The organism is Ensifer sp. Root1252 (assembly GCF_001425885.1).
Taxonomy (GTDB): Bacteria; Pseudomonadota; Alphaproteobacteria; order Rhizobiales; family Rhizobiaceae; genus Ensifer; species Ensifer canadensis.
In genome coordinates this window covers 75,979-88,684 of sequence record NZ_LMDT01000013.1, presented here as the reverse complement: position 1 = coordinate 88,684, position 12,706 = coordinate 75,979, and the positions used below count along the sequence as shown (strand labels likewise).

Genomic DNA, 12,706 nt, shown 5'->3' with positions numbered 1-12,706 from the left:
ATCGCCTCGCTCACACGATAAAGCGGATGGCGCGCTGGATTTCGAAGAAGTCCTTGGCCTCGAAGCGCAGCGTGCGGGCGGCGACATGTTCAACACCGGGATACCAGCTGCCGCGATAGGCCTCGATCGGGGTCGTGTATTCGACAACAAGCTCGAAGCGGTCGGCGAGCTTCGGCAGGCAGCCCTCGAGATCACCCGACAGCGCTTTCTCCACGCCCTCGCGAATGGCGGCAACCGAGGCCTTTGGCGTCAGCGATCTGGTCGCCGGGCCGAAACCTTCGCTGGTGGCAACGGTGCCGATGCCGGAAACAATCGCCCTGGCCTCAGCGCACATGCCGGCGTCGCCGGAGAGAAACGCCGACGGAACGCCGTAGCGTGCGGCGCAAAATGCGTTCAGCGTGAATTCTGACGCCACGTCGCCATTGATCAAAAGCCGCGACACCGTGCCGGTCAGCGTATGGGCGAGCGGATTGGTGTCGGTGCCGGCCTTGTTGTGATAGCCAGTGTAGAGGGCTGCCGAAAAACTCTTGTCGATGCCGAACATCATCAGATCTGGATGACCGCTCCAGCCCCTGACGATGCTGACATAGGCCGGCAGCTTCGACAGGATCAGATTGCGCGCGGTCGAATGCGCATCCTTGACTACCACCTCCTTGGCACCGGCCGCCTTCGCCCCTTCGCAGGCCGCCACCAGCTCGTCGGTCATGTATTCGCGGAATTCCTCGTATTCCGGATGCCCCTTCTTGGCCTCGTCCCAGGCGGTGATCCCCGCCGTGCCCTCGATATCTGCGCTGATGAAAACCTTCATGATCGCTCCCTCATGTTTCAAAGAAGCTCGGCCATCGACTGCAGCAGCCGATCGATCTGAGCTGGGGAATGTTCGGAAAACACCGCGAGCCGCAGGGTCGGCACGTCGGGTGCGTCGGAATAGCCGCCCGCCTGCTGGACCCGGACGATGATGTCGCGTTCGGCGAGACGGTCGCGAAGCTGCTCGAGATCGGTCACGCCCTTGACGGTGACGATCGGCACCGGCGTGTCGGCGACCTCGAAGCCCAGCGCTCGCAGGCCGCTGCGCACATGCTTGATGTTGCGGGTGAGGTTCGCGCGCTTTTCCGGCGTCGTTTGCAGGACCCGGAGCGATGCGGCGGCCGCCGCCGCAAGACCGGGCGGCGCCGGCGAGGCGCCGCGCATGATCATTGCGTTGCGGGCAATCTTTTCGGCAAGCGCTGCGTCGCCCGGAACGACGCCGCCGAGTGCGCCGAATGCCTTGCTCATGGTGCCGGCCAGAAAATTGCCCTCGCCCTCGAGCCCGGCATGCTGCAGCGAGCCACGCCCGGTTTCGCCGAGAACGCCGACGCCGTGGGAATCGTCGATGCAGAGCAGCGCGCCCTCGTAGGGAGCCATCACATGGCGATAGTCGGCAAGCGGTGCAAGCTTGCCTGACGACGGGAAAACGCCGTCCGTCAGAACAGCCGGCCGCTCGCCTGCCTTCACATGCAGCGACAGTTGCGCTGCGAGATCTTCCGGGTCGGCATGGCGAAACTCGTGGATCGGCTTGCCGAGCGTCGGGATCGCGTCACGGGTGCTGTAATGGGTGGCCGAGTCGATGAGGATGACGTCGAAATCGTCGCGTAGCCCCTGCAGCAGCACCATCGGACTGGTGTAGCCGGAGATCATGTAGACGACCTCCTCGGTGCCGAACCAGTCGCGCAGCCGCTCCTGCAGGTCGGCATAGACCTGCATGTGGGCGAGCGTTCCCGGCCCCATGCCGTACTGCCGGGTGGCGTCGCAGGCCGCCTCGATCACTCCGGGGTGGCCGTGCAGGCAGAAGTAGGACGTGCCGCAGTAATAGTCGACCTCGCGCCCGCCGATGAACATACGGGCGCCGAGCGGCGATTCCATCTTGATCGGAGCAACCATGGTCCGGATCACGCCGCTTCCGCCTGGGACGGGCTGCGCCGTTCCAGGAACATCGGGCCGACGCGGATGCCGCGCTTGCCGTTGTCATCGACGGCGTCGAGTTCGAGGATCTCGTCCTCGTAGAGCCGGCCGTGCATGCGGAAGCGCCCTTCCTCGACCGGCTCGCACGTGTGCGTGCAGAAATACTCGATCAGGCACTTCAGCCCGCCGTGGCTGTAGGTCAGGTATGTGATGTTGAAATCCGGCCCGTATTCGCCGAGATGCGGCTTGATCGCGTCGGGCACGGTCTCGTCGAGAGGTGCCTCGATGCGCGTCCAGTTCGCATCCTTCCAGAGGAGCTTGCCGGCTTCCGGGAAGGAGAGGTTCATATGGGCATAATCAGCGCCGCGCCCGTAGATGCGGCCGTCTATGACGAAGTCGTTGCCGGCGACCGGACGAATCTGGTGTGGCACGCCCTCGCCCATCAGGTAGATCTTGCCGTCCTTGGACTTGACCTCGACGATCTCCTGCGTGGCGTCGTCGCGGTAATAGCCCGGCAGCGTCTTGAACTGCGCCTCGGAGATTGCAGGCGGGCGCTGCACGCGCTCCGGCATCTTGCCCATCCTGCGTTCGGCAAGGACGATGCGCACGCCGTCGACGCCCAGCCGCGAGGCGATCTGGTTGGAGAAGTCAAGCGTCGCGAAGATCAGCACACCGACGCCGGCGGCCGGCAGCAGCATCATTTGCGAAGCATAGCCATAGACGGCGCCGCCATGGCCGACAGAGGTCCAGCCGTCGACATCACCGGACCCGAAGCACAGGCCGTAGCCGGCAAGCGTCTTGTCGTGACCGGCCGGGCGCTTGCCGAACGGCGTCCACATTTCGCGCAGCGCCGCCGGCGAGATGATGGAATTGCCTTGCACGTCGAACCCGCCGCGCAGCAGGCACTGGGCGTAACGCGCCATGTCGCCGGTGGTGGAGAAGATATTGCCGGCCGGCGATCCGCCGAGGCTGAACACCGGCGCCGGCGTGTCGCCGTCGAGCGTCCACATGTTAGCTGGTGCAAGCCTTTCACGAATGCCGGGTGCCATGCCGCACGAGGAGCTGTCCATGCCGAGCGGCTTTAGGATGTTGGCGGCGACATAATCGGAGTAGCTCTGGCCGCTGACCGTCTCGATCACCCGGCCGACGACGGCGATGCCGGCGTTGGAGTAATGCATCACCCCGAGGCTCGGGTCCTGCTTTAAGGTCGAGCTTGCCAGCTCGTTGACCGTGTCTTCGAGCGGCGGACGGGTGGCATCGAGATAGTGCCCGCTCTTCGGCTCGCGTACAAGGCCGGCCGTATGGGTCATCAGCTTGCGCAGGCTGATGACCGAGCCGTAGGGCCCGCCTTCGGCGCCGGCGAACGGGTTTATCGGCTTGAAGCCGGGGAGATAGGTCGACACGTCGACATCGATATCGACAAGCCCCTTCTCGACCAATTGCATGATCGCCAGTGAGGTGAAGGTCTTGGTGATGGAGCCGATGCGGAAGCAGGTGTCCCTGCCCATGTCGAAATGCCGGTCATGACGCTGGACATGGCCTTCGGCGAGCACGCCGTCACGGTCGACAAGGGCATAGGAGATCGACGGGATCGCCTTGTCCTCGACCTCGTAACGGATCAGATCCTCGAAAAGCTCGATCGAGGCGGCAGACAGAGAGGGCATCGGTACGCTCCTTGGGTCTCGATAGGAATGGGTCTCAATGGGAATGGCGAGGGTCCAGCATGTCGCGCAACGCATCGCCGACAAGGTTCCACGACAGCACGAAAAGGAAGACGGCAGCGCCCGGAAAGGCCAGCGTGTACCAGAACTGGAAAGGGTTGCCGGGCTGGCCGACGATCCAGTTGCGCGAGTAGGCGATGAACTGGCCCCAGTCGGCATAGCCTTCTTCGGTGCCGACCCCGAGGAAGCTGAGCGCCGAGGCGGACAGCACCATCGAACCAGTCGCCATCGTCGCCAGCACCAGCACCGGGAACATGGCGTTGGGCAGGATATGCAGCACGATCAGCCTGAGATCGCTGGCGCCGTAGCTGCGTGCCGCATGGATATAGTCCATCTCGCGGATCCTCAGGATCTCGCTGCGCACGATACGGGCATAGCTCATCCACCCGAACGTCGTCAGGGCAATGGTGATCGGCACGATGCCCTTGCCAAGCAGCGCCGTCAGCACCATGGCCGCGATCAGGAACGGCACCGCCATGAAGACGTCGACGATGCGCATCAGGATTTCTTCGGCAAGCCCGCCATAATAGGCGGCGACCGCGCCGACCACCGTGCCGATCAGCACGGAGATCGCCACGACCCCGAGACCGATCTTGAACGCCGTGCGCGTCCCCCAGACGACACCGTAGAAGATGTCGTACTGGCCTTGCGTGGTGCCGAAAACGGCTTCCGGCGAAGGCGGTTGCGGCGTCGCCAGGAAGCCGGCACGCGGCGTGTCGTAGGGTGAAAGCTGGAAGCTCTGCGGCGGCGCCAGAACCGGCGCGAAGACGGCGATCAGCACGAAGGCCAGAAGCACCACGACGCCAAAGAGGGACACCGGATTTCTTGCGAGGTAACGAAGAACCTTCATTGCGTCTTCACCCTCGGATCGAGCAGCGGATAGATAAGGTCGACGATCAGGTTCATCAGCACCAGAACGACCGCGAAATAGAGGCCGAAACCGAGAACCGCCGGGAAATCCAGATTGGCGGCGGTCTTGGCTGCGAACTGGCCGAGGCCGGCATAGTCGAAGATCGTCTCGGTGATGACGACACCGCCCATCATCACGGCCAGCTCCATGCCGGCGATGGTCGCAACCGGCAGAAGCGCGTTGCGCCGGGCATGACGCAGTTCGACGACACGGCGCGGCAGACCCTTGGCGCGGGCGGTGCGCACATAGTCCTGGCGCAGCGTCTCCAGCATCGAGGTGCGCATCACCCGGGTCATGCTGGCAACGTTGACATAGGTCAGCGTGATCACCGGCGCTGCCAGATGGCGAAGCGCATCGCCGAAGATCGCCAGATTGCCGTTCAGCAGCGCATCGACGGTGTTGGCGCCGGTGTAGCGCACGAAGTCGCTGGAGCTGACCACGGTCTGGGCCCACTGGCTGAGCCGGCCCGGTGGAAACCAGTCGAGCGCCGAATAGAAGATCAACAGCATCAAAAGGCCGAAGACGTAAACCGGGAACGACCAGCCGAGAATGGTGAAGATGCGGATGAGGTGATCCGGCCAACGATTGAGATAGATGCCCGCGCGCGACCCCAAAAAGACGGCGAGCAGCAGGCACGGAACAAAGGCCAGCACCACCAGTTCCAGGGTCGCTGGAAACAGCGACATCAGCGCGGTCGAAACCGGCTGGCGGGCCGTCTCCGACCAGCCGAGATTGCCGGTCAGGATGCCGCCGATCCAGCGGCCGTACTGAATGTAGAAGGGATCGTTAAGCCCGTACTGTTCGATCATCCTGCGGATGCTTTCCTGACCACCCTTGAGATAATCAGGCGACGGCGCATAGGCCGCCAGTCTCTGCGTCGGCGAAAGCGACATCTGCAGCGCAAAGATCATCAACGACAGAGCGAAGAGGACGATCGGCAACATCATCAGTCGTCTGAGTGCATAGTTCAGCACGGTTCACACGTTCCGATTTCAGGGAAAATGAAACAAAGGCATGTCGGGCGGGGATGCCGCCCGACATGCAGCAATTCAAAGTGCTACAGCGACCTTTGCGCGTCTAATAAGACGCGCGGCGCAGTAGCCAATCAGTCGTTGGCCTTGGTGACCGGATAGAAGTCCCAGGCACCGTAGAGGATCATGTTGTCGACATAACCATCGATGTTGCTGCGGGTGACGACGTAGCCGAAGTCCTCCCACAGGAACTGGGTGGTGGCGTATTCGTACGACATTTCCTGCAGCTTGGCGTAGATCGGCTCGCGCACGGCGGGATCGACCGAGGCCCAGGCCTCATCGAGCAACGGCTTGAACTTCTCCGCCATCAGGTCGCGATAACCCTGGCCAACCATGCCGCCGACGAGACCCGTGGGCGAGAGATAGTAGCTGGCGGCACCGAGCGGACCGCCCGGGTCGGAATAGTCGGGCCCCCAGCCCATCACCGTCAAGGGTGCGGCCGGCTTTTCGCGGTTGTTGAGCTTGTCCGAAACGGATGCCCATGGCAGCGCCTGGATCTGCATCTTGAACTTCGGGTTGATGCGCGACAGGCCCTGCTGCAGCGCCGAAAGTGCGGCGGTCAGCTGCGGGTTGCCTTCGGTGACATAGGCCGTAAACGCAAAGCCGGTCTCCCAGAGCTTGCCGCCGAACGCCTTCTTGAAGTGTTCCTCGGCCTTGGCGGGATCGTAGCTGTAAACAGGCGAATCCGGGCGATAGCCCATGATGCCGCGCACGGTCGGCCCGCGCGACTGCACGGTCTTTCCGAGCAGCACCTGGTTCAGGAGCGCATCGTAGTTCTGGGCGTAGTTGAAGCCCTTGCGCACATCGATGTCGGCGAAGAAGTCCGGCGGAATGCCGGCACCGTCGAGCTTGCCGCTGCCGATGGCCGGGTTGTCGTTGTCGTCGAGCGGCCAGGCGAAGAAGACGCCGCGCGAAAACACCTTCTGCAGGCCGTCGATGACCTTGACGCCCTCGGTCTTGCTGAGTTCGTCGATGAACTCGACCGGCGCGGTGACAAAATCGGCGTCGCCGGACAGAAGCTGCAGGCGTCGCGTCGTCCATTCCGGAACGGTGCGCATGACCACCCGCTCGAGCTTGGCCGGCCCCATGAAATAATTGTCGAAGCGCTTCAGAGTGATGCGCCGGTCGGTGCGGTCCCATTCCTCGAGCATGAATGGCCCTGTGCCGTTCTCCTCGGCAAACAGCGGATTGGCGCCGAGTTCCGGACGATAGTGGGCCTTCCAGGTATCGCCCGAGCCATCCCAGCCGCCGACCGAGGCAACCCATTCCTTGTCGAGAACCGAGGTACCGAACGGCAGCGCGATCACGCCAAGGGTGGCCGGAAACGACTTCGGCAGCTTCAGCGTGAGATTGTCGCCATCGACGATAATCTGCGAGGCGAGCTGGTCATAGACCTTGCGCAGGATCTCGGGGCTGGCGTCGTTGATGGACTTGACCTCGCCTTCGGTCTCTACCCACTTGGCGATGTCGGTATATTTGCCGGCGGTGATCACCTCGGTGATCGCGTTCGACATCCACGACTGACCCTGAAGAATGGCGCGCAGCAGCGAATAGCGCACGTCCTCGGGCGTGATCTGGCCGTAGCCCGGCTCGATCGTCGCCTTCTGGGCGTCGGTCAGCTTGTCGTAATATTCCCAGGTGACCTTGCCGTCGGCGCCCTTGACGCCGACCTTGTGGGCGAAAACGCCCTTGCGGATCGGGAAGGTATAGCTCACCGAGCCGTCGTCGCCCTGCTTGATGAGGCCGTTTTCAAGCGACGGCACCTCGGTCGAAAGCGACGGCACGAACTCGGAGATCTTCGAGCCGTTGAAGTTCAACAGCCGGCTGTAGATGTTGAGCGCGCCGTAGGAGCTTGGCGTGTTGGCGATATAGGCCGGATCGAACGACTGGATGTCGTCGGTCCACATGAAGACGAAAGTGCCGGGGTTCTTGGTCTCGGCCATAGCGGGCGCAGCCGCGATGCCGAGCCCCAGGCTGAGGGCTAGGGCTAAGGTGCGTTTCATCGTTGTTCCCATTTGGTGGAGGCGGAAGTTTTCTTCTCGTTATAAGGGAGGCTAGAAGAGCGCTTGCAGGTCTGTCCAATGTGTAGTTAGGATAGACTATGCAAAACACGCATGAGGGCCGGCATGGAACTGCAATGGCTTGAAGATTTTCTGGAAATCGCCGCGACGCGGAATTTCTCGACGGCGGCGACCGCGCGCAATATTTCCCAACCGGCCTTCAGCCGACGCATCAAATCGCTGGAGAACTGGATTGGCGCCGACCTGATCGACCGCAGCACTTACCCCGTGCAACTGACCCGGGCCGGCACGATGTTCCTGCCCGGCTGCCAACGGCTCGTCCGCGAAGCGTACCGCCTGCGCACCGACTGCCGCAATGTCGCCGGCGAAAGCTCGGCCATGCTCACCTTCACCTCGCTGCATACGCTGGCGATGTATTTCTTTCCAAAGTGGATCGGCTCGCCGCTGATCTCGCGCATGCCGCTTCGCACCAGCATGCATGCGGCCGACTTCCTCGAAAGCATCGATCACCTGTGCTCCGGCCAGTGCGATTTCGCCATCACCTATGTCCATCCCGACGGCCCTCCGGTGCTGGAGGGCGGCCCGTTCGAATCCCTGCAGATCGGCAAGGACCGGCTCATTCTCGTATCGGGAACCGACGACAACGGCCGGCCGCTGTTCGACATCGACGTGCCCGAAACCACCGAGATCCCCTATCTCGCCTATTCCTGGAGCGACGGTTATATCGGCAAGCTGGCAACGCTGATCCAATCGCGCTGGCGCCGCCCGCTCAACCTCAGCACCGTCTACCAGTCCGGCCTTGCCGATGGCTTGAAGCACATGGCCGTTGCCGGGCGGGGCGTCGCCTGGCTGCCGCAGATTTGCGTCGCCGAGGCCATGCGGCAGGGACGCCTGGCCCAGATCGGCGGCCAGCAGATGTCGCTGGAAATGGAGATCCGGATCTTCAGGCGCGCCGGCCCCGGTAGCCATGACAGCGATGCGCTATGGCAGCATCTCAAGCAATGTGCCGCACTGCCCCAGTACAAGAGCGGCTTCGAGGCAACGACCGACGCGGCCTGAGGCGTCAATCCGCCCGAAATCGCACGACCGGCGCGATATGCGAAGACAGGCGATACAATGCGCAAAGCACATAGTTTTGCCTGCCACAATCGTGACACATTGATTTCACTGGATTTTGCGGCGGCAGCGGATTGGGAGCGAGGCCGATGTCTGCTCCAGCGACCCGGCGGACAGGGCTGATCGCACCTCCCTTCCGTATTGACAGGATGCGACCTCGTTGCGAGACCTGAAAGCGCAACGTCCCTTCGAAATCGGGTGCATGTGCTGATGATCCTGTCCAAATCCGCAAAGCCTGAGCTGCCCGAGGATGTCATCCTTTCCGTGGAAGACCTCGAAGTTTCCTTCGCTGCCGGCACCCGGGCGCAGCTGCGCGCGGTGCGTGGCGTCTCCTTCAGCATCGCGCGCGGCGAGACCGTCGCGCTGGTCGGAGAATCCGGATCGGGCAAATCGGTCACGGCGATGACAATCATGCGGCTGACCGAATATGACGGCGCAGCCATCACCGGCGGACGGGTGTTGATGCGTTTGAAGGACGGCAAGGTCGCCGACCTCGCCAAGCTCTCGGAAAAGCGGGTCGAGGCGCTGCGCGGCGCGGAAATCTCGATCGTCTTCCAGGATCCGATGTCGAGCCTGAACCCGGTCTTCACTGTTGGCGATCAGATCGCCGAGGCGGTGATCCATCATCAGGATAAGACGCCGGAACAGGCGCGCCAGATCGCGCTCAATACCCTGAAGCTGGTCCGTGTGCCCGATGCCGAGCGCCGGCTCGACCAGTATCCCCACCAGCTTTCCGGCGGTATGCGCCAGCGCGTCATGATCGCCATAGCCCTTGCCTGCCGCCCCTCGCTGATGATCCTCGACGAGCCGACAACCGCGCTCGACGTGACCATCCAGGCGCAGATCCTCGATCTGGTTCGCGCCTTGCAGCGCGAGATCGGCATGTCGGTGCTGTTCATCACCCACGACATGGGCGTGGTTGCCGAAGTCGCCGACCGGGTCTGCGTCATGCTCAAGGGCGAGATCGTCGAGGAAGGCTCGGTCTACGACATCTTCGCCAAGCCGAAACATGCCTACACACGCGCGCTGATTTCCGCCGTGCCCCGCCTCGGCAGCATGGCGGACAAGGACGCGCCGGAGAAATTTCCATTGCTTGTGTTCGAACCCGAGCGTCTGCTTGCCGAGGTGACAGAATGAACGCGTCCGCGCCGATGAAGGAAACCCGAAAGCCGCTCGTCGAGGTGCGCAACCTGGTGACGCGCTTCGATTTGAAGGCCGGATTGTTCGGCCATGTCTCGGGTCGGGTGCACGCGGTGGAGAACGTCTCCTTCGACATCTTTCCGGGAGAGACCCTGGCGCTGGTCGGTGAATCCGGCTGTGGCAAGTCGACGGTTGCCCGTTCGATCATGCAGCTCGACCGACCGCGTTCGGGCTCGATCCGGTTCGACGGAACCGAGTTGATCGGCGCGCCGCGCACTATGCTCGCGCGGTTTCGACGCGACGCCCAGATGGTCTTCCAGGATCCGTTCTCGTCGCTCAACCCGCGCATGACGATCGAGCAGTCGCTGATGGACCCTATGCGCGTTCACAAGCTGGGCTCGACCGCGGTCATGCGCGCCCGCGCCGCCGAGCTTCTCTCCAAAGTAGAGCTGTCGCCTGAGCATCTCGAGCGCTATCCGCACGCGTTTTCCGGCGGCCAGCGCCAGCGCATCTGCATCGCCCGCGCGCTTGCGCTCAACCCGCGCCTGATCGTCGCCGACGAAGCCGTCGCCTCGCTCGACGTGACGATCCAGGCGCAGGTCATCAACCTCCTGATGGACTTGCAGCGCGAGATGCAGATCGCCCTCCTGTTCATCAGCCACGACATGGCCGTGGTCGAGCGCATCGCCCACCGTGTCGCGGTGATGTATCTCGGCGAAATCGTCGAGATCGGCGACCGCCGTTCGGTCTTCGGCAATCCGCAGCATCCCTATACCCGCAAGCTCCTGTCGACCGTTCCGATCGCCGACCCGACACGCCGCCCGGAAGGCCGCCAGCCGATGTCCGACGAGATCCCAAGCGCCGTGCGCCCGCCGGACTTCGTGCCGCGCGAACTGCCGATGCAACAGGTCTCATCCAGCCATTTCGTGCGACAGGTCGCAACGGGCTGACGACGACAACCAATCCCCTCTTCAGATCAGAGCATTCCGAGATGAACACTTCCGAAGTGATGCTGGCGGCTGCGAACGCTACCGGCAACGTGACCGCAGACATCGACAGCGCCCCGGCGCAACCGAAAGCCAACGGCTTCCTGCGCCCTGCGGCCGCAGAGCGACCGACGCCCTATATCGAAGTCGACGAATTGCGCCTTGCCCGCAACATTGAGGCCATGCAGCAGCGTGCCGATCAAGCCGGCGTCTCGATGTTTCCGCACGTGAAAACGCACAAGAGCCTTTATGTCGCGCGACGGCAGCTGGCACTTGGCGCCCGCGGCATCACCGCGTCCAAGCCAAGCGAGGCGCTGGTCTTTGCGGAAGCCGGGATACCGTCGATCATCCTTGCCTATCCCATCGTCAAGCCGCAGTCGCTCGACCGTTTGCTGCCCGTGGTCAAGGCGCGCGGCACGCAGCTGCGCACGATTGCGGCAAGCGCGACGGGCGTCGAAGCGTTGTCGGCGGCCGCCACAAGTCACGGTGTCGAAATCGGCGTCTTCCTCAAGGTCGATGTCGGCCTCGGCCGCGTCGGCCTCAAGCCGAACGATCCGGCTGCGCTCAAATTGTGCGCCCAGATCGCCGCTTCCGACGGCCTGCACTTTGCCGGCCTGCTTTCGCACGCCGGCCATTCCTACGCGGCCACTGGCCCGCAGGGCCTGGCCAAGGTCGCCCGCGATGAGGCCGCAGACCTTGCCGGTCTCGCCGGCCGGCTTCGGGACCGCGGCATCGCCGTCGACTGCATTTCCGTCGGCGCAACGCCGACCTGTGTCGGCGCGCCTCTGTCCCAGGAGGTCGACTGCGTCCGGCCCGGCAATTACGTGTTCCTCGACGGAACCGCGCTACGGCTCGGCATCTGCACGGCCGACGACCTGGCGCTCTCGGTGGTTGCGCGCGTCGTTGCCTCCAATGACACGCACTTCATCATCGACGCCGGCTCCAAGTCGATGAGCTCCGATCGCGGCGCCCACGGCATGGGCGGCGCCGGCTTCGGCACCGTCGTCAGCGCCGAAGGCGATGGCGAAACAGGTGTCTGGACGCTCGAGCGGCTGTCTGAAGAACATGGCTTCGTTCCCTTCTCGGGACGCCCCTTGACCCTCGGAAGCCGTGTGCGGGTCTTTCCCAACCACTCCTGCGCATCGATCGCCAACTTCGATCATTTCACGCTGCATCACGCCGATGGCGGGGCGACGACACTGCCGGTCGATGCCCGCTGCTGCCAGACCTGATCGGGCGTGTGACGCACGGATGCGTCACAACGACATCGCCGCCCGTGCTACGCGATGGCCGTGTGGCCCAACCGGAGCCCACTGCATGTTTCCTTAAGTCCTATCCGATCTAAGGATAAAAACATGCAGCAATTCAAAGTGCTACGGCGACCTTTGCGCGTCTATTAAGACGCGTGGCGCTGTAGAACTGAAGGCGGGCCTTCGCCTTCAGCCGGCAAAACCTGCCCGCCGGCACGCCACCTTTACCCCTAAGGATCAGCCCCGCTCTCAAGCGACCCCGGCCGGTGAACCGTTCGTTACCAACGGCAGACGGTCTTCCGTTCCGTCTGGACCGAACTGCTGTCATTGGTCAGGGCGTTGCACTTGTCCGCGGTATCTATGCGCGGGAAGAAATCGCCGACGGCCGCCTAGCCGTCGCTCTCGATCGACCATGGCCGAGCGAATTCGCCTATTATATCGTGACGTTGCCTGCGGCGATCGAACGGCCGGCAATTGCGCATTTCGTCGACTGGCTGATGGAAGAGGCGCAAGCGCGACACTTTCGCGGCTCCAACGCCTGAGGCAACGCCCGCCTCCAACTTTGCCTGAATGGCAATTTGACTTATGTC

Annotated in this window: 11 protein-coding genes; 5 read left to right on the top strand and 6 right to left on the bottom strand. The window is 63.3% G+C overall.

Translation table 11 applies throughout. From position 1 onward, the window contains the following. Positions 1 to 10: 10 nt before the first annotated feature. The 6 genes from ASD02_RS17125 to ASD02_RS17100 all read right to left on the bottom strand — a co-directional run bounded on the left by ASD02_RS17125 (position 11) and on the right by ASD02_RS17100 (position 7,606). The gene (locus ASD02_RS17125) at positions 11 to 808 is read right to left on the bottom strand and encodes a M55 family metallopeptidase (protein ID WP_057213172.1); all 798 of its coding nucleotides are present in this window, start codon (positions 806 to 808) and stop codon (positions 11 to 13) included. 17 nt (positions 809 to 825) lie between these two features. Continuing rightward, positions 826 to 1,932: a pyridoxal phosphate-dependent aminotransferase family protein gene (locus ASD02_RS17120; protein WP_244494233.1), complete on the bottom strand. Its 1,107-nt coding sequence runs from the start codon at positions 1,930 to 1,932 to the stop codon at positions 826 to 828. After that, positions 1,929 to 3,605: a serine hydrolase domain-containing protein gene (locus ASD02_RS17115; protein ID WP_057220921.1), complete on the bottom strand. Its 1,677-nt coding sequence runs from the start codon at positions 3,603 to 3,605 to the stop codon at positions 1,929 to 1,931. The genes ASD02_RS17120 and ASD02_RS17115 overlap by 4 nt, the downstream gene beginning before the upstream one ends. Positions 3,606 to 3,639: 34 nt before the next feature. Beyond that, positions 3,640 to 4,512, bottom strand: a complete 873-nt coding sequence (locus ASD02_RS17110) for an ABC transporter permease (RefSeq protein WP_025429487.1) — start codon at positions 4,510 to 4,512, stop codon at positions 3,640 to 3,642. Then, a complete protein-coding gene (locus ASD02_RS17105) occupies positions 4,509 to 5,546 on the bottom strand; it encodes an ABC transporter permease (RefSeq protein ID WP_244494232.1) in 1,038 nt (345 codons plus the stop codon). The genes ASD02_RS17110 and ASD02_RS17105 overlap by 4 nt, the downstream gene beginning before the upstream one ends. A gap of 131 nt (positions 5,547 to 5,677) precedes the next feature. After that, a complete protein-coding gene (locus ASD02_RS17100) occupies positions 5,678 to 7,606 on the bottom strand; it encodes an ABC transporter substrate-binding protein (protein WP_057207598.1) in 1,929 nt (642 codons plus the stop codon). A 123-nt stretch (positions 7,607 to 7,729) separates the two neighbouring features. Between ASD02_RS17100 and ASD02_RS17095 the strand changes: the two genes are divergently transcribed. From ASD02_RS17095 to ASD02_RS17080, 5 genes are all read left to right on the top strand, one after another. Further along, complete coding sequence (locus ASD02_RS17095) at positions 7,730 to 8,683, top strand: LysR family transcriptional regulator (protein ID WP_025429490.1); 954 nt, start codon at positions 7,730 to 7,732, stop codon at positions 8,681 to 8,683. Positions 8,684 to 8,950: 267 nt separating this feature from the next. Then, positions 8,951 to 9,877 carry an ABC transporter ATP-binding protein gene (locus tag ASD02_RS37110; RefSeq protein WP_082523601.1) on the top strand — a complete coding sequence of 309 codons (927 nt, stop codon included), beginning with the start codon at positions 8,951 to 8,953 and terminating at the stop codon, positions 9,875 to 9,877. Further along, positions 9,874 to 10,830, top strand: a complete 957-nt coding sequence (locus tag ASD02_RS37105) for an ATP-binding cassette domain-containing protein (RefSeq protein ID WP_082555556.1) — start codon at positions 9,874 to 9,876, stop codon at positions 10,828 to 10,830. Before ASD02_RS37110 ends, ASD02_RS37105 begins: the two co-directional genes overlap by 4 nt. Positions 10,831 to 10,871: 41 nt before the next feature. Then, positions 10,872 to 12,098, top strand: a complete 1,227-nt coding sequence (locus ASD02_RS17085; protein ID WP_057220920.1) for an alanine racemase — start codon at positions 10,872 to 10,874, stop codon at positions 12,096 to 12,098. Positions 12,099 to 12,382: 284 nt separating this feature from the next. After that, positions 12,383 to 12,658, top strand: coding sequence for a LysR substrate-binding domain-containing protein (locus ASD02_RS17080; RefSeq protein ID WP_057220919.1), 276 nt, complete (start codon positions 12,383 to 12,385; stop codon positions 12,656 to 12,658). Positions 12,659 to 12,706 lie beyond the last annotated feature (48 nt).